Origin of the sequence: Ilumatobacter sp. (assembly GCF_030065885.1) — a bacterium.
GTDB lineage: Bacteria > Actinomycetota > Acidimicrobiia > Acidimicrobiales > Ilumatobacteraceae > Ilumatobacter.
The window spans coordinates 1-16,158 of the sequence record NZ_JASJCS010000048.1 but is presented as its reverse complement, the minus strand read 5'-3'; the positions used below and the strand labels follow the sequence as shown (position 1 = coordinate 16,158).

Below are 16,158 nucleotides of genomic sequence, written 5' to 3'. Positions count from 1 at the left end.
GCGGACACTGAGCTAGACAGCCGGTGGCACAGGCGTGCCCGCGCGCCGACGACGTGAAGCGTTGGCAGACCGGCCACGCATCACCGGAGGAGGTCCCGTGATGAGCATCGACCCCGGGTCGTCGGAACCCGGCACCGCAGCGGCGACGGAGACAGCACCCGGCGAGGCGCCGGCCCCTGCGGGGTCCACGGCGCCCACCGATCGCCCGAGGTGCTTCGTCGTCAGCCCGATCGGTGACTACGGCTCCGAGATCCGCGGGCACATGGACACCGTGTTCCACTGCATCATCGAACCCGCGCTCGGAGATCGCTACGACGTCGTTCGAGGCGACCACGTGGCACGGCCCGGGAGGATCACCGATCAGTTCATCGAGGACATCCTCCGCAACGATCTCATCGTCTGCGTCCTGACCGGCAACAACCCGAACGTCTACTACGAGTTGGCGATCGCGGAGTCCGCGGCCCGACCGATCATCGTCCTACGGCACCGCGGCGACAACGTGCCGTTCGACGTCAAGGACATCCGCTACGTCGAGTACGACCTGGATCCCCGGCGCATCTACGAGGAGGAGTACGTCAAGATCGTGCGGCGAGCCGAACGATCGCTCGCGCAGGAGACCGCTGCCGACCGCAAGGTGCCGTTCGCTCCGTCGCTGACGCCACTCGGGGAGGAGCGGTTGAACTTCCGGTCGGCGGAGCGCTACGACGACCTGAGCCCGGAGGTACGGGGCGTGCTCGAGGACGCCGAGGAACGCTTCTACTTCTGCGGGATCTCGCTGAGCGGCTGGATCGGCAACGAGGGCTTCCAGTCCCTGCTCGAGGAGCGAGCCGAGGCCGGTGTCGACTGTCGCGTCATCCTCATGGACGCCGCCAACGCAGCACTGGGCCAGATGCTCCGCATCGAGAGCCAGCTGGACGGCGTGAAGGACGGCATCCGGTTCAGCGCCGACAAGCTCGGAGAGTTGACGAGGCCCTCCCGGCGCCTCCGCGTCCGGAAAGTCGCCCGCGGCATCGTGTACCAGCAGATGGCGATGTCCGAGAAGACGATGATCTGGACCCCGCATCTCTTCTCGGCCCAGACCGGCCAATCGCCGGCGCTTCGCGTCGACATCGGCGCCGAGGGCAGCAGGGGCGGAGGGCTCGAGCCGCTCCATCGCGCGATGCGATCGGAGTTCGAGGAGCTCTGGTCGCAGAACGAGTCATAGCGCTTCGCCACGGCGCCGCCGCCGACGGTCGACGTCACGTACGACGGTCGACGTCACGTACGACGGTCGACGTCACGTAAGTCGGTCGACGTCACGTACGACGGGCGACGTCACGTACGACGGGCGACGAGGGTGGCTTCGCCGTCGGATTCGATGCTGCGGACGATCTCGGTGTCGAAGCCGGCGAACGCCGCGACGAGCTCGCCGGGGCGGGCGTGGTACGGACCGGCAGGTGCGTCCCGACCCACCTGGGAGAGCACGGTGACGACGATCGTGCCGCCCGGCTTCGCCATGTAGACGAGCTGCTCGTAGAGCTGTGGGTCGCGGAAGCGCTGGCAGATCACGAGGTCGCACGTACCGGCGAGATCGGACGGCAGCCCCTCGTCGAGATCGACGACGCGGGTCTCGATCCGGTCGCGCAGGCCTCGGCTCAGCGCGGCACCGTTGAGCGCCGTGATCGCCGCCTCCGACACGTCGAGCGCGACGACCTCGTAGCCCTGTTCGGCTGCCCACAGTGACTGCGCGCCGAGGCCGCAGGCGACGTCGAGGCAACGGCCGCCCCGTTCGAGCGGGATCCGCGCCAGGCCCTGCGGGGGCGTCGGATCGCCGGTCGAGCGGCCTTCGTACCGCTCGTTCCAGCGGTCGGCGTCGCCCTGCACGGCAGCGATCATCGCAGGTACCCTGCCCGGGATGCAGATCGTGTCGGCCCTGTTCGTCGAGAACTTCGAGATGCGTCAGGCGCCCGGCCCGTCGACCCGCCTCGACCTGACCGGGGCGATGTTCTCGATGGCCGCACCCGAGCCGGTGCCGGTGACGATCGCCCCGCACCTCGTGGCACTGATCTTCTGCCCGGCCGACGAGTCGGGCCAGGGCGTGTTCGAGGTCGTCTTCCGCCACGACCTCGGTGACCCCGAGGCACCCGACGCCGGTGAGCACCTCGCCCGCAACGTCAGCCCCTTCACCGTCGAGCCGGGCAAGTTCACCTACCGCCTCGTGCGCGGCGAGCTCGAGTTCGACGAGTACCGCCAGATCTTCGCCCACTGTCGTGTCGACCGCGGACCGTGGCTCGTCGTTCCGTTCACGCTGCTCCCGCCGGCCGAGTGACCACGTCTTTTCAGGTTGTGTCTGACACAACCTGAAAGGACGTAGTGTCACCGGCGATGTCATCGCTCTCCCCCGACCTCGACCAGCAGGCCATCAACGTGATCCGTGGCCTGGCCATGGATGCGCCCCTCGCGGCCAAGAGCGGCCACCAGGGCACCGCGATGGCGCTCGCACCGCTCGCCCACGTGCTCTACAGCCGCGTGATGAACTTCGACCCGGCGGACCCCGCGTGGCCCAACCGTGACCGGTTCATCCTGTCGGCGGGACACGCCTCGGTGCTCCAGTACTCGCTGCTGTACCTGACCGGCCACGGGCTCGAGATGGACGATCTCCGGGCGTTCCGCCAGTGGGAGTCGGCCACACCGGGCCACCCCGAGGCCGGCCACACGGCCGGCGTCGAGGTCACCACCGGCCCGCTCGGCCAGGGCTTCGCCAACGCCGTCGGCATGGCGATCGCCGAGCGGATCCTCGCCGACCGGTTCGGCAGCGACGCCGTCGACCACTACACCTACGTGATCGCCGGCGACGGCTGCATGATGGAGGGCGTCAGCCACGAGGCTGCCTCGCTCGCCGGCCACCTCGGCCTCAACAAGCTGATCTGCGTCTACGACGACAACCACATCACGATCGACGGTGCGACCGATCTCGCGTTCAGCGACGACACGGCAGCGCGCTTCGCGGCCTATGGCTGGGACGTCGTGGAGCTCGGTGAGAAGGCCGACGACCTCGAGGCGCTCGAGCGGGCGCTGGTCCGGGCGAAGGCCGCCGACGACCGGCCGAGCCTGCTGATCCTCCGGTCGCACATCGGCCACCCGTCCCCCGACCACACCGACGACCACGAGGCTCACGGGCTGGCGTTCGACGCCGGCGACGTGACCCGCACCAAGGAGGTCATGGGGATCCCGGACGAGCCGTTCTGGGCGCCCGAGGAGGTCGTCAGCGCCTATCGTGCCCACGCAGCGGACCGGGGTGGCGCCACACGGGCGGCGTGGTCCGAGCGCGCCGCCGGCGTCACCGGCACGGCGGAGTGGGCCGCCGCCTGGGCCGGCACCGGCCTCGACGGGTGGGATGCCGATCTGCCGACGTACGAGCAGGGTGAGCAGGTAGCCACCCGCAAGGCGATCCAGGCGGCATTCGCGACGACGGTGGACGGCTTGCCCGGCCTGGTGTCCGGTGCAGCCGATCTGACCGGCAACACCGGGACGAAGCTGCCCGACCCCACCCCGCAGTCGTCGGACGATCCGGGAGGCCGCCAGGTGTACTACGGCGTGCGCGAGCACGGCATGGGCGCAGCGCTGGTGGGCATGGCGCTGCACGGTGGCATCCTCCCCGTCGGCGGCACGTTCTTCGTGTTCCTCGACTACATGCGGCCGGCGGTACGGCTGGCGGCGCTCTCGAATGCCAAGGTCTGCTTCGTGTTCACCCACGACTCCGTGGGCGTCGGCGAGGACGGTCCGACCCACCAGCCGGTCGAGCAGCTCGCCACGCTCCGAGCCATCCCGAACATGCACGTGATCCGCCCTGCCGACGGCAACGAGACGGCGGCTGCGTGGCGTGACGCCGTGCTGCACGACGGTCCGACCGCCCTGGTGCTCAGCCGCCAGAACATCGAGGTCGTCACCGACGGCTCGGCCGTCGAGTTCGGCGCCGGCATCGTGCGCGGCGACGGCGACCCCGACGTCGTGCTGGTCGCGACCGGCAGCGAGGTCGCCGTGTGCACGCATGCGTCCGATCGGCTCGCCGAAGCCGGCGTCTCGGCGCGAGTCGTGAGCATGCCGTCGTGGGACCGCTTCGAGGCCCAGAACACCGGCTTCCGACGCGGCATCTTCCCGCCGAACGTCCCCGTCCTCGCCGTCGAAGCGGGCGTCGGCCTCGGATGGCACCGGTACGCCGACGACGTGATCGGCATCGAGCGGTTCGGCGCCAGCGCACCCGGCTCGGTTGCGCTGGACAAGCTCGGCATCAACGTCGACCATGTGGTGGAGCGCGCACAGGCGCTGCTCACCGACTAGCCCGCCATCTCGAACCCCCAGGAGCATCATGAGCCGTCTCACCGCCCTCTCGGACGACTTCCAGCAGAGCCCGTGGCTCGACAACTTGAAGCGCAGCTACCTCACGTCGGGCCAGCTGCGCGAGATCCGAGACCGGGGCGTGCGCGGCCTGACCTCGAATCCGACGATCTTCCAGAAGGCGATCCAGGGTTCGGCCGACTACGACGAGCAGTTCCGCGAGCTCGCCGCCGACCCGCATCCCGTGATCGACGACTACTGGGCGATGGTGCTGGCGGACATCCACGGCGCCTGCGACGTGTTCTCGAAGGTCTACGACGAGACCGACGGCCGCGACGGCTACGTCTCGGTCGAGGTCGATCCCGGGCTCGCCCACGACGGTCCGGGCACCGAGGCGGCCGCCCGCGACCTGCACACGCGTCTGAAGCGCCGCAACCTCATGGTGAAGATCCCGGCCACCGTCGAGGGCCTCCCGGCGGTGCAGCAGATGATCGCCGAGGGACGCAACATCAACGTCACCCTGATCTTCTCCCTGGATCGCCATCAGGCCGTCATGGACGCCTACATCGCCGGCCTCGAGCAGCTCGCCGGGGATCCGGCTGCCGATCTGTCACGGGTGGCGAGCGTGGCGAGCTTCTTCATCAGCCGCGTCGACGTCGAGGTCGACCGCCGGCTCGAGGCGATCGGCACACCCGAGGCGCTGGCGCTGCGCGGTCGGGCCGGGCTGGCCCAGGGCCGCCTCGCCTACCGACGGTTCGCCGAGACGTTCAGCGGGCCGCGCTGGGACGCGCTCGCCGCACGTGGCGCGCGGGTGCAACGGCCGCTGTGGGCCAGCACCGGCACGAAGAACCCCGAGTACTCCGACGTGCTCTACGTCGACGGCCTGATCGGCCCCGACACGGTCAACACGCTTCCCGAGCACACGATGGAGGCGTTCGCGGACCACGGGGTGCTGGAGCGCACCGTCGATGCCGACCCGGCCGAGACGGACCGGGTCTGGCAGGGCCTCGCCGACGTCGGCGTCGACATGGACGAGGTCGCCGAGCAGCTCGAGCGCGAGGGCGTCGACTCCTTCATGAAGAGCTTCGACGAGTTGATCTCGGCCCTCGAGGCCAAGTCGGCCGAGCTCGACGCCGGCTGACGGCCGAGCACATGCCTTCCGCCGTCTTCGACCGGTACCCGCGCTACGACGAGCTCACCGGGTGGCTCGACGAGTTCGAGGCGGCGTTCCCGAACCTCGTCGAGAAGACGTCGATCGGCCGCTCGTACGAGGGGCGCGAGCTCTGGTTGCTGACCGTGACGAACCACGAGAGCGGCAAGCCGTCCGAGAAGCCCGCTGTCTGGCTGGACGGCAACGTCCACGCCTCGGAGGTGACCGCATCGGTCGCCCTGGTGCACCTCGTCGACCACCTCACCCGCTCGTACGGGTCGGATCCGCAGGTCACCCGGGCGCTCGACACACGGACGTTCTACGTCGTGCCGCGCGTGAACCCGGACGGCGCCGAGCTCGCCCGCAGCGAAGTGCCGTGGCTCGTGCGGGGCAGCGTGCACCCGTGGCCCCACGCCGACCAGCTCGACGGGTTGATCGTCGGGGACATCGATCGCGACGGTCGCATGCTCCAGATGCGGGTCACCGACCCCAACGGCGCGTGGAAGTCGTATCCGAGCGATCCACGCCTGCTGATCGCACGCGACCCCGACGAGGACGGCGACGGGCCGTACTACCGCCTGCTGACGGAGGGCAGGGTCCAGAACTACGACGGCGTGCTCGTTCCGACGGCACCCGAACGAGCGGGCATCGACCCCAATCGGCAGTTCCCGTACAAGTGGGAGCGCAAGGTCGAGTCACCCTGGGACGCCGGTGAGTACCCGGGCAGCGAGCCCGAGATCGCGGCGCTGTTGGCCGCGATCACGGAACGCAAGAACATCTGCGCCTACTTCGCCTACCACACGTTCTCCGGCGTGCACATCCGCGCGTACAGCGACCAGGCGGACGAGGCGTTCGCTGCCGACGACCTGTGGACGTACCGGTTCCTGGGCGACATGGCGACCGAGCTGACGGGCTACCCGTCGATCTCGGGCTACCACGACTTCCGGTATCACCCGAAGAGCGTGATCCGCGGTGTCGGCACCGACTGGGCCTACGACCATCTCGGCGTGTACGCCTGGACCACCGAGTTCTGGAACGCGCTGCGGGCGGCGGGCCTCGACGACGCCCATCCGCTCGAGTGGTTCCGGACGCACCCGCTCGACGACGAGCTGCGACTGCTCGCTTGGGTCGACGAGAACGTGCCCGGTGGCTATGTCGACTGGTATCCGTTCGACCACCCCCAGCTCGGGCTGGTCGAGCTCGGCGGCTGGAACTCCGAGCTGGTCTTCCGCAACCCGCCTCCCCACCTGCTCGAGGCCGAGATCGCGCCGCACTCCGCACTCGCAACCCGCGTCGCGCTGTCCTCGCCCGAGCTGCGACACCGCGACACCATCGTCGACCCGCTCGGCGACGGCGTCTGGCGCATCCGTGTGGTGGTCGAGAACGCCGGGTGGATGTCGACGTCGGTCACGCGGCGTGCCGTCGACGCCGGCTACGTGCTGCCGCTCGTCGGTCGCATCGAGCTTCCCGAGGGTGCGTCGCTGGCGTCGGGCACGCCACGAGTCGAGCTCGGGCAGCTCGCCGGCCGGGCGCTCAAGCAGAACGCGGTCCGGCAGTTCCATCTGATCTCCGACGGCACGGACGATCGCACCGTCGCGGAGTGGGTCGTCCGGGCCGAGGCGGGTTCGACGTGCCGCGTCGAGGTCGCCCACGACCGCGCCGGCGCGGTGCGCGTCGACGTCGAACTGCGCTGACGCTGCTAGAGCCCGCTGCGGACCGGGAACGTCACCGGGAGGTGGCGGGGACCGCGGACCTGACCGCCCGCCCACGTCACGGCATCGGGGTCCTCGAGCTCGAACTCGGGGATCATCGCCAGCATCTCGGTGATCGCCACCTGCATCTCCATGCGTGCGAGGTTCGAGCCGGCGCAACGGTGGATGCCGGCACCGAACGCGACGTGACGGTTCACCTGGCGGTCGATGATGATCTCCTCGGGGTCCTCGAACATCTCGGGGTCACGGTTGGCGGCCGGGAACGGCAGGATCACGCGATCGCCCTCCTTCACCTCGCGGTCGCCGAGCTGCGTGTCCCTCGTGGCGACCCGCGCCATCGTCACCGGTGAGTAGGCCCGGAGGAACTCCTCGACGGCGGTCGGGATCAGCTCGGGCTCGTCGACGAGCCGCTGCCGGTCCTCGGGATGGCTCGCCAGGTGCCACAGCGCGGACCCGATCGAGCTCCAGGTCGTGTCGATGCCGGCGATCAGCATCAGGCCGACGTTGCCGCGGATCACGCTGACCGGGACCGGGCCGCCGTCGAGCTCGGCCTGCAGCAGGAACGAGATCAGGTCGTCACCGGGGTTCTCGATCCGGTCCATGATCTCGCCGACGAAGAAGTTGCGGATGATCTCGGCGTAGTGCTCGCGGATCTCGTCGTCCTGGAGACCCAGCTCGAGCAGGCCCTGCACCCAGGTCGTGAACTCGTCGGACATCTCGGGGTCGATCCCGAGGATCGCGGCGATGATCCGAGGCGGGATCTGGCGGGCGTAGTCCTCGGCGAAGTCGGCGCGCCCGTCCTCGATGAACCCACGGATCAGCGTGCGACAGAGCTCCTGGGTGTGCTCGCGGTACCGCTCGACGGCCTTCGGCGCGAAGAACGGCAGCATCAACCGCCGCTCGGGTGTGTGGTCCGGGGCGTCGGTCGTGATGATCGAGCGGATGCGGTGGCCCTCGTCGTCGAAGAAGGTCGGCGTCGGGGTCACGGTGACCGAGTAGGACGAGAAGTCGTCAGTGCGGCTGGTCACCTCACGGACGGCGTCGAACGTCGTCGGCATGAACGTGGTCTGACGGCGCTCGGTGCGGGCGAAGGGGCAGCCCTGGTCGCGCAGGTCCTTCCAGATCGGATACGGATCCTTGACGAACGCATCGTCGAAGATCTCGAAGTCGTCGACCCAGTCGTCCACCGGTTCCGTCGTACTCATGACACGCCTCCCTCGCCGCGGCCCCCGACCCCGGCTCCGACGACGAGTGTACGAATTGCCGACGGTGGGACGACCACCGGAGCGGGCCGGGCCCTCACACAGCACCGACACGCGGTGGGCGAGCGTCGAAGGGGCGGCGCCACAGGCGCCGGAGCGGAGATGGCGAGCACGGCACGCGAAGCCAGCCATGTCGCGTTGCCCACCGCGCCTGCAGGGGCAGGGAGGCGAGGAGCGCGCCAGGTCTCTGCAACGACTGGTTCGAGGCCGAGCTCCGGCAGGGCCGGAGCCAGTGGCTCGGCCACGTGCGCAGCCCGGTCAGGTCTCGACGTCGAAGCGGACCTGGTGGTAGCCCTGGGCGCCGTCGGGCGCTACCGGCTTGGGGTCGGACGGCTGCGGAACGCCGTCGCCGTCGTAGGCGCGTGCACGAACCGTGTGCTCGCCCGGAGTCGCATCGCGCCACTGGTACCGCCACTGCCGCCAGGTGTCGTCGCTCGGCACGCCGGCCAGCTCGCACTCGAGCCACTCGCCGTCGTCGATCGAGACCTCGACCCTGGAGATGCCGCGGTGCACGGCCCAGGCCAGGCCGGCGATGTCGACGACGCCGGCCTCGTTGGCGGTGTAGCCCCGGCCACGCTGCGGGCGGTCGATGCGGGCCATCGTCTTGACCGGGCCCTCCTTCGACCAGCCACGCGGTACCCAATAGCCGTTGAAGTCCTCCCAGCGGGTCAGCTCGATGTCGGTGACCCACTTCGTCGCCGAGACGTAGCCGTAGAGACCCGGCACGACCATCCGCACCGGGTAGCCGTGCTCGGCCGGTAGCGGCTCGCCGTTCATCGCGATGGCGAAGATGGCATCGCGGCCGTCCATGATCGCCGAGGTCGGGGTGCCGCAGTTCCATCCGTCGACCGAGCGGCTGACGACCTGCGTCGCGCCCTCTTGGATGCCAGCCTCGTTGAGCACGTCGCTGATGAGGACACCCTGCCACTTCGCGTTGCCCACCAGATCGCCCCCGATCTGGTTCGACACGCACGAGAGCGTGATGTAGCGCTCGATCATGTCGCGTTCGAGCAGGTCGGCGAACGTGATCTCGAGCTCGTTGTCGACCATGCCGTGCACCCGGAGCCTCCACGAGTCCTTGGGCACCTGCGGCACGACGAGGGCGGTGTCGATCCGGTAGAACTCGCTGTTCGGTACGACGAACGGCGTGACGCCCTCGATGCCGAACTCCATCGAGTTCACCAGTGCGGTCTCGGCGGCGTTCGGCGTGGTCGACAGCGGAGCCACCGGATCGGCGGGCGTCGGCAACTGCAGCGCCGCCCGCTCGTCGCCCACCTCGAAGCGGGTCTTCAGGGTGCGCCCGAGCCCGCCGGCGACGACCGAGAGCAGGCCGACCGTGGTGGCGCCCTGCAGGAAGTTCCGGCGCGGCACCGGCCGACCGATGTACGGCCGCTCGGCGGTGGTGGCAACGCCACCGGCCGACACAGCGACGTCCGGCACAAGACGGTCCGACACGGGAACGCCGGTGGCGTCTGCGTCGGCCGAGACCGCGGCGACCGATGGGCCGACGTCGCGGGGTGCCAGCCACCAGATCACGGCGATCGACACCAGGGTCCCGACGATCGGCGGCAGCATCTTGCCGAAGTCGGGGGCCGGGCGCATCCAGACAGCGAACACGCCGATCAGACCGACCACGGCGGTGACCGCGTAGGCGCTGGCACGATTGCCCTTCACCGCGAGGTTGCCGACGATCGACCCGACCACTGCGAGCGAGAGCAGGGTGCCGATGATCAGCACCGCCTTGTCGGCCGTGCCGAACCAGTCGATCGCCCAGTCCTTGACTGCCGGCGGCACGATGTCGATCACCTCTTGGCCGACGGGCACCACCGGCGAGGCCGCACCGCGCACCAACCCCACGATGAACTCGGCCGCCGCGAGGCCGGCGAACGTGGACAGCAACCCAATTGCCACGCCATGCCAGCGAGACCCGTAGAGTCGGTGTGCCATGGCGAACAGTGTGCCGAAACCCGATGACGAACGCATTGCAGAACTGGTCCGCGAACTCGGAGTTTCGAAGGACTTTCGAATCTCGGAAGGCTTCGTTTCCGAAGTCCTGGGGCTGATCTCCGACGACCCGCACACCCTCGACCTGAAGATCGCCAGCGCCGCGGTCACCGAGATGCGCGACGCGTTCGCGATGTTCGGGCCGTACAAGGAGGTGCCCAAGGTGTCGATCTTCGGATCGGCGCGCACCGAAGCCGACGACCCGCTCTACGAGCAGACCAGACGGGTCGCCGGGCAACTCGCAGCGGCCGGCTGGATGGTCGTCACCGGGGCGGGTCCGGGGATCATGGAGGCCGGCATGGAGGGTGCCGGCGTCGAGCAGAGCATCGGCGTCTCGATCCGGCTGCCGTTCGAGACCGGCGCCAACTCGATCATCGCCGGCGACGAGAAGCACGTGAGCATGAAGTACTTCTTCACGCGCAAACTGATGCTCGTCAAGGAGAGCTCGGCGTTCGTGTGCCTGCCGGGCGGGTTCGGCACACTCGACGAGACGTTCGAGCTGCTCACCCTCACGCAGACCGGCAAGGGCATCCCGGTGCCGATCGTCTTCCTCGACACGCCCGGCGACCCGTACTGGGAACAGGTCCACGACTTCGTCACGGGGCAACTCGTCACGCGGGGCCTCGTGTCACCGACCGACACCGCGCTCTATCGCATCACCGACTCGTGCGACGAGGCGGTCGAGGAGATCACGCGCTTCTACGCGAACTACCACTCGATCCGCTCGGTCGGCGACGACCTCATCATCCGCCTCCAGCAGGCCCCGAGCGACGCGCAGCTCGACGCGTTGAACGACGACTTCGCGCACCTCGTCAAGTCGGGGCGGATCCGGCGCACCGAGCCGTACGCCATCGAGCGGCGACAGGGCGACCACCTCGAGCTCGAACGGATCGTCTTCGCGTTCGACCGGCACGGCTTCGCGGAGCTGCGGGCGATGATCGACACGCTCAACGGCTACGTCGTCGACCACTGACGCAGGTCCGTCGACTCGACGGCTCGGCTCAGCGGTCGAGGTCGGCGACACCGGCGAGATCGTCGGGTTCCTCGTCGAGACGGCGGAGGATATGTGCTGCCTTCTCGACGGCCCGGCGTGCCTTCGTGAGCTCCCGATCGGATGCCGGCCGTGTGGTGTGACCGTCCGCGGCGGCCGTCCGCAGTCGGTCGAAGGCGAACTCGTCGAGATCGGCGGTCAGCGCCTCGAGGCGATCGGCGAACGAGCCGAAGTCACCCATCGGGGGCCGCCTCGGGCGCGGTGGGTCGCCCGGGTGACCGATCCGGAGCAGGGTAGGACGCCATCGCACGGCCATCGTAGGGTTCCAAGGCGGTGCCCGAAGGACACACGATCCATCGCATCGCCCGCGACCACGGGCGACTGCTCAACGGACGCGCGCTCCGCGTGTCGAGCCCGCAGGGTCGCTTCGCGACCGACGCCGAGCGGGTCGACGGGGCGATGCTCGAGCGCATCGAGGCCTACGGCAAGCACCTCTTCTACTGGTGGTCGACCGGTGACGTCGGCCACGTCCACCTCGGCTTGTTCGGCAAGTACCGGGTGCATCGCGATGACGTCCCCGAACCGCGGGGCGCGATCCGGATGCGGCTGATCGCCGGGATGGCGGACGGCACCGACCCCGTCACGATCGACCTCCGCGGGCCGACCGCCTGCACGGTCGGATCCCCCGAGGAGCGTGCGTCGATCCTCGCGAGGCTGGGGCCGGACCCGCTCCGGCGGGACGCCGACCCCGAGCAGGCCATCTCACGAATCGGCCGCAGCAGGCGACCGATCGGCGCGCTCCTGCTCGACCAGCAGATGCTGGCCGGCATCGGCAACGTGTACCGGGCCGAGATGCTGTTCGTGCACGGCATCCATCCCGAGCGGCCTGGCAACCGGTGCGATCCGGCCATGCTCGGCGAGTTGTGGTCGACAGCGCGCTCGATGCTCGCCGCCGGCGTGCGTGCGAACCGGATCGTCACGGTGGACCGCGACGACGTCGGCATCCCGCGAGGCAAGCGAATTCCACGGGCCGAGGCGACCTACGTCTATCGGCGAGACGTCTGCGTGCGGTGTGGCGACGCCATCGCGGCCACCGAGATCGGCAACCGCACGTGCTACCACTGCCCGACCTGCCAGCCCGCGTAGGCCGCGCGGTGGGCGCTGACGCTCACTGGGCGCGCCAGACGGGCGCGTCGGGGTCGCCTCGCCAGTAGCGGAGCCGCCGCTCGGCTTCGGCGGCTGCAGCCGGCTGGGTGAGGCCGGCGCGCACGCGCATGAGCGTGGCCGCCACGTTGCGGAGCTGTCCGACTGCGATCGTGAAGGAATCGTCCCGCAGGTCCATGCCGTACCCGGCCGCGAAGGCCGGGTACACCGAGGTGTCGCCGCCCCAGCGCTCGGCGTACGTCGTGAGCATCGCGTGGTCCCAGCCTCTCGGTGCCGTGCACAGCAGGTCCCAGTCGATGACGAGTGGGCCGGTGTCGGTCATGAGCACGTTGCCCGGGTGCACATCGCCGTGGCACACGACCGCACCCTCGGTCAACCGGTCGATCCAGCCTGCGTGCCGTTCGATCGCGGCCGTCAGACCGGACAGCGCCAGCTCGTCGATGTGAGCTCCGAGCTCGGCGACGAGGTCGTGGAAGTGCCACCAGGGGAAGGTCGCCGGCGACGGGCACGGATAGCCAGTTGGCACCAGCGACGCGTCGCTGTCGTGGAGCCGCCGGATCGCGTCACCCACCGCCTCCCAATCGGTCGGTCGCGGCGCCGGCTCGACGCGCCGCCACGCCGTCACGGTCAGCGGGCCGAACCTGCCCGCCAACCCGTCGATGCCGTCGACGACCGGTACCCCGCGCTCGCCGAGGCGCGCCGCGAGCTCGTGCGCACGTGTTCCCGGCGCCGTGGTGTCGCCGACACGCAGCACGATGCCGTCGCAGGCATACAGCGCGTTCATCCCCCGCCGCAGCTCGATGGGCGTCGCCAGCCCGAACGCGCGGGCGGCCTCCTCGGCGATCGGGTCGGTGACGCTCGCCGGCCCGACGGGGCGGTCGACGAAGGGTCGTGCTGCGACTCGGTCAGCCACGAACCACGCGGACGGCCGGGCCGGTCACTTCTTCTTGAGGACGATCACTCGGCCGGTCTCGACGGGTTGACCGTCGACGTAGAGCTGGTCGCCCGGTTCGAGCTGGTCGTCCAGCGTCTTCACTCGAGCATCGCGGCGTGCCTTGAGCTCGTCTTCGCGCGCTCGCATGGCGACCCGGCCTTCGCGGACCGCCTCGACGACCTGCCGGCCACGCTTGCGAGCTCGCTTCGCGGCACCCCTCGCGACGTTGGCCGGTGCCAGCTGCGACGCTGTCTCCTTGACCTTCCTGGTCGCATAGCTGGCGCCGGCCGCGCCGGCTGCGACACCCGTGACGAACCACGTGACTCGCCTCACGCCCGCCTCCGAGCCTCGGGAACGTGCACGACCTGTGCGCCGGTGTGGCGGCCACGCATCCGCCGGACCGCACGACTCGTCCCGGTGGCGAGACCGGCGAGCTTGATCACCGGCGCCGACAAGGCCGTGCGTGCGACGCGCCCGGAGCCTTCGACCGCATCGCTGATCGCCTCTGCCGAGCCGAGGACGCGGTCGAAACGTTCGAGATCGGACCGTGCCGTCTCCATCGTGTCGCGGGCGTGCTGCGTGCTCGCCTGCATCTCGGCGATGAGCGGCCGCGTCTCGTCACGGAGCGACGCGACCTCGGCACGCAACGACCGGAGGGTGTCGAGCACGCGCACCAGCACCACGATCAGTGCTGCGAACCCGATGGCGCACAGCACCGCCGCCAGCGTGACAGCGAGGTCACCTGCCGTCATCGATGGAACCTCGTCGTTGCATGCGGGTGGTGATCTCCTCTTCGAATCCGTACGGGCTCGGCTCGTACCAGCGCCGGCCGACCAGTGGTTCGGGCAGATAGTGCTGTTCGACCCAGCCACCGGCGTGGTCATGAGGGTACTCGTAGCCGTCGCCGTGGCCCAGCGCCGACGCCCCTTGGTAGTGCGCGTCGCGTAGATGCGGCGGCACCTCCCCGACCGTGCCGTCCCGAACGTCGGCCCGGGCCCGCCAGATCGCCAGCGCCGACCGGTTGCTCTTCGGCGCCGTCGCCATGTGGATCACCGCCTGCGAGAGGTTGAGCTGGGCTTCGGGCAGACCGACGTGTTCGACGGCATGAGCGGCCGCCACTGCGACCAGAAGCGCCTGTGGGTCGGCCATCCCGATGTCCTCGCTGGCGAAGATCACGATCCGTCGCGCGATGAACCGGGCGTCCTCGCCCGCCTCGAGCATCCGTGCCAGCCAGTACGTGGCGGCATCGGGATCCGAGCCGCGCATCGACTTGATGAACGCGCTGATCACGTCGTAGTGGTCGTCGCGCCCGTATCGCAGCGCGCTGGTCCCCAGCGCTGCCTCGGCGTGCTCGAGGGCGACCCGGCCCGGATGCGCGAGCGCGCAGGCGACCTCGAGCGACGTCAGGACCTGGCGACCGTCGCCGCCCGAGCGGTCGACGAGCAGCTCGATCGCATCCCGATCGGCTCCGGCGCCCTCGGCCTCGATCCCCCGCATGACGAGCGTGCGCATGTCGTCGTGGCTCAACGGCTCGAGGCGGAAGAGCGTCGACCGGCTCCGCAGCGGCGGGTTGACCTCGAAGAACGGGTTCTCGGTCGTGGCGCCGATGAGGGTCAGCGTGCCGTCCTCGACCGCCGGCAGCAGAGCGTCCTGCTGGGCCTTGCTGAACCGGTGGATCTCGTCGAGGAAGAGGATCGTGCCCTGGTCGCGCTCACCGAGCCGATGGCGCGCCCGCTCGATCACCTCGCGCACGTCCTTGACGCCGGCGGTGACCGCTGACAACTGCTCGAACGCTCGCGACGTCGTACCTGCCACGGCGAGGGCGAGCGTCGTCTTGCCGGTCCCGGGCGGGCCCCAGAAGATGGCGGACGTCAGCCGATCCTGCTCGACCAGCCGGCGCAGCGGTCGGCCCTCGCCGACGAGGTGTGCCTGGCCGACGACGTCGGCGAGCGTGCGCGGGCGGAGCCGCGCGGCCAGCGGCGCCGTGGCGCGGAGCCGTTCCTCGGCTGCGGCGGAGAACAGGTCAGACACCGAAGACCTGCTGGTACGGCGCCTTGCGGAAGTCGACGACGAGATCGATCAACCGCGTCGGTTTGATCCATCGCCAACCCGAGAACTCAGAGCCGTCAGGTGTCGGCTCGACGTCATCGCGCAGCGGCTCGAAGAAGAACCAGCGATGAGCCTGCCCGATGCGTTCGGACGTGCGCATCGAGTCGGGCCAGCTGTACACGGTCCAGCCGTCGTACTCCTCGACGAGGCGGACGTCGCGATCGGTGAGGCCGGTCTCCTCCTCGAGCTCGCGCCACGCTGCTTGCGTCGCGGTCTCGCCCGCTTCGATGCCGCCTTGCGGAAGCTGCCATTCCCCCGACAGATCGCTGCGCTCGAACGCCATCACCTGCCCGTCCGGCCGTTGCACCACGGTGATGACGCCGGCTCGGAAGTGTGGTTTGGACATCGGATCGAGCGTAGCGGTGCGTCAACGCCCGGCGCCGCTGACCCCGAGCCGGTGCGCCGGCTCGGAAGTGTGGTTTGGACATCGGATCGAGCGTAGCGGTGCGTCAACGCCCGGCGCCGCTGACCCCGAGCCGGTGCGCCGGCTCGGAAGTGTGGTTTGGACATCGGAT

General features: G+C 69.8%; 16 protein-coding genes. 7 read left to right on the top strand and 9 right to left on the bottom strand.

Features of this window, described 5'->3' with window-relative positions; all coding sequences use genetic code 11:
• Positions 1-100: 100 nt before the first annotated feature.
• Positions 101-1,204, top strand: coding sequence for a hypothetical protein (locus QNJ12_RS11710; RefSeq protein WP_300622828.1), 1,104 nt, complete (start codon positions 101-103; stop codon positions 1,202-1,204).
• Between the two features lie 110 nt (positions 1,205-1,314).
• On the opposite strand, the gene QNJ12_RS11705 is transcribed toward QNJ12_RS11710, so the two are convergent.
• A complete protein-coding gene (locus tag QNJ12_RS11705) occupies positions 1,315-1,875 on the bottom strand; it encodes a methyltransferase domain-containing protein (protein ID WP_300622827.1) in 561 nt (186 codons plus the stop codon).
• Positions 1,876-1,894: 19 nt separating this feature from the next.
• Between QNJ12_RS11705 and QNJ12_RS11700 the strand changes: the two genes are divergently transcribed.
• From QNJ12_RS11700 to QNJ12_RS11685, 4 genes are read left to right on the top strand one after another with little or no spacing between them, the layout of a single operon-like run.
• Positions 1,895-2,308, top strand: coding sequence for a hypothetical protein (locus QNJ12_RS11700; protein ID WP_300622826.1), 414 nt, complete (start codon positions 1,895-1,897; stop codon positions 2,306-2,308).
• A 56-nt stretch (positions 2,309-2,364) separates the two neighbouring features.
• Entirely contained in the window at positions 2,365-4,320 is a 1,956-nt protein-coding gene (gene tkt / locus QNJ12_RS11695) for a transketolase (protein ID WP_300622825.1), read from the top strand.
• Between the two features lie 28 nt (positions 4,321-4,348).
• Positions 4,349-5,458 (top strand): transaldolase, encoded by a 1,110-nt coding sequence (gene tal / locus QNJ12_RS11690; protein WP_300622824.1) that lies wholly within the window; start codon positions 4,349-4,351, stop codon positions 5,456-5,458.
• Between the two features lie 11 nt (positions 5,459-5,469).
• Positions 5,470-7,161: a M14 family metallopeptidase gene (locus QNJ12_RS11685; RefSeq protein ID WP_300622823.1), complete on the top strand. Its 1,692-nt coding sequence runs from the start codon at positions 5,470-5,472 to the stop codon at positions 7,159-7,161.
• Positions 7,162-7,166: 5 nt separating this feature from the next.
• Here QNJ12_RS11685 and QNJ12_RS11680 read toward each other — a convergent pair whose 3' ends face one another.
• Positions 7,167-8,384 (bottom strand): cytochrome P450, encoded by a 1,218-nt coding sequence (locus QNJ12_RS11680; protein ID WP_300622822.1) that lies wholly within the window; start codon positions 8,382-8,384, stop codon positions 7,167-7,169.
• Between the two features lie 315 nt (positions 8,385-8,699).
• The gene (locus tag QNJ12_RS11675) at positions 8,700-10,388 is read right to left on the bottom strand and encodes a molybdopterin-dependent oxidoreductase (RefSeq protein WP_300622821.1); all 1,689 of its coding nucleotides are present in this window, start codon (positions 10,386-10,388) and stop codon (positions 8,700-8,702) included.
• Between QNJ12_RS11675 and QNJ12_RS11670 the strand changes: the two genes are divergently transcribed.
• Positions 10,387-11,418, top strand: coding sequence for a TIGR00730 family Rossman fold protein (locus tag QNJ12_RS11670; RefSeq protein WP_300622820.1), 1,032 nt, complete (start codon positions 10,387-10,389; stop codon positions 11,416-11,418). The genes QNJ12_RS11675 and QNJ12_RS11670 overlap by 2 nt on opposite strands.
• A gap of 28 nt (positions 11,419-11,446) precedes the next feature.
• Here the strand turns inward: QNJ12_RS11670 and QNJ12_RS11665 are convergent, their stop codons facing one another.
• On the bottom strand, positions 11,447-11,677 hold the full coding sequence (locus QNJ12_RS11665; protein ID WP_300622819.1) for a hypothetical protein: 231 nt from the start codon (positions 11,675-11,677) through the stop codon (positions 11,447-11,449).
• 92 nt (positions 11,678-11,769) lie between these two features.
• On the opposite strand from QNJ12_RS11665, the gene QNJ12_RS11660 reads away from it, so the two are divergent.
• Positions 11,770-12,582 carry a DNA-formamidopyrimidine glycosylase family protein gene (locus tag QNJ12_RS11660; protein ID WP_300622818.1) on the top strand — a complete coding sequence of 271 codons (813 nt, stop codon included), beginning with the start codon at positions 11,770-11,772 and terminating at the stop codon, positions 12,580-12,582.
• 22 nt (positions 12,583-12,604) lie between these two features.
• Here QNJ12_RS11660 and QNJ12_RS11655 read toward each other — a convergent pair whose 3' ends face one another.
• Genes QNJ12_RS11655 through QNJ12_RS11635 form a run of 5 tightly spaced genes read right to left on the bottom strand, consistent with a single transcriptional unit; the run spans position 12,605 to position 15,989 of the window.
• Positions 12,605-13,513 (bottom strand): phosphotransferase enzyme family protein, encoded by a 909-nt coding sequence (locus QNJ12_RS11655; protein ID WP_300622817.1) that lies wholly within the window; start codon positions 13,511-13,513, stop codon positions 12,605-12,607.
• A gap of 24 nt (positions 13,514-13,537) precedes the next feature.
• The gene (locus QNJ12_RS11650; protein ID WP_300622816.1) at positions 13,538-13,867 is read right to left on the bottom strand and encodes a hypothetical protein; all 330 of its coding nucleotides are present in this window, start codon (positions 13,865-13,867) and stop codon (positions 13,538-13,540) included.
• Complete coding sequence (locus QNJ12_RS11645) at positions 13,864-14,286, bottom strand: DUF948 domain-containing protein (RefSeq protein ID WP_300622815.1); 423 nt, start codon at positions 14,284-14,286, stop codon at positions 13,864-13,866. Before QNJ12_RS11645 ends, QNJ12_RS11650 begins: the two co-directional genes overlap by 4 nt.
• Complete coding sequence (locus QNJ12_RS11640; RefSeq protein WP_300622814.1) at positions 14,273-15,565, bottom strand: replication-associated recombination protein A; 1,293 nt, start codon at positions 15,563-15,565, stop codon at positions 14,273-14,275. Before QNJ12_RS11640 ends, QNJ12_RS11645 begins: the two co-directional genes overlap by 14 nt.
• Positions 15,558-15,989: an NUDIX domain-containing protein gene (locus tag QNJ12_RS11635; RefSeq protein WP_300622813.1), complete on the bottom strand. Its 432-nt coding sequence runs from the start codon at positions 15,987-15,989 to the stop codon at positions 15,558-15,560. The genes QNJ12_RS11640 and QNJ12_RS11635 overlap by 8 nt, the downstream gene beginning before the upstream one ends.
• Positions 15,990-16,158 lie beyond the last annotated feature (169 nt).

Excerpts from the sequence above, each read along its gene's own strand:
- QNJ12_RS11705 (WP_300622827.1), bottom strand. The coding sequence starts at position 1,875 with ATGATCGCTGCCGTGCAGGGCGACGCCGACCGCTGGAACGAGCGGTAC.
- QNJ12_RS11680 (WP_300622822.1), bottom strand. The coding sequence starts at position 8,384 with ATGAGTACGACGGAACCGGTGGACGACTGGGTCGACGACTTCGAGATC.
- QNJ12_RS11685 (WP_300622823.1), top strand. The coding sequence starts at position 5,470 with ATGCCTTCCGCCGTCTTCGACCGGTACCCGCGCTACGACGAGCTCACC.
- tal (WP_300622824.1), top strand. The coding sequence starts at position 4,349 with ATGAGCCGTCTCACCGCCCTCTCGGACGACTTCCAGCAGAGCCCGTGG.
- QNJ12_RS11635 (WP_300622813.1), bottom strand. The coding sequence starts at position 15,989 with ATGTCCAAACCACACTTCCGAGCCGGCGTCATCACCGTGGTGCAACGG.
- QNJ12_RS11670 (WP_300622820.1), top strand. The coding sequence starts at position 10,387 with ATGGCGAACAGTGTGCCGAAACCCGATGACGAACGCATTGCAGAACTG.
- QNJ12_RS11700 (WP_300622826.1), top strand. The coding sequence starts at position 1,895 with ATGCAGATCGTGTCGGCCCTGTTCGTCGAGAACTTCGAGATGCGTCAG.
- QNJ12_RS11645 (WP_300622815.1), bottom strand. The coding sequence starts at position 14,286 with ATGACGGCAGGTGACCTCGCTGTCACGCTGGCGGCGGTGCTGTGCGCC.
- QNJ12_RS11665 (WP_300622819.1), bottom strand. The coding sequence starts at position 11,677 with ATGGGTGACTTCGGCTCGTTCGCCGATCGCCTCGAGGCGCTGACCGCC.
- tkt (WP_300622825.1), top strand. The coding sequence starts at position 2,365 with ATGTCATCGCTCTCCCCCGACCTCGACCAGCAGGCCATCAACGTGATC.
- QNJ12_RS11675 (WP_300622821.1), bottom strand. The coding sequence starts at position 10,388 with ATGGCACACCGACTCTACGGGTCTCGCTGGCATGGCGTGGCAATTGGG.
- QNJ12_RS11710 (WP_300622828.1), top strand. The coding sequence starts at position 101 with ATGAGCATCGACCCCGGGTCGTCGGAACCCGGCACCGCAGCGGCGACG.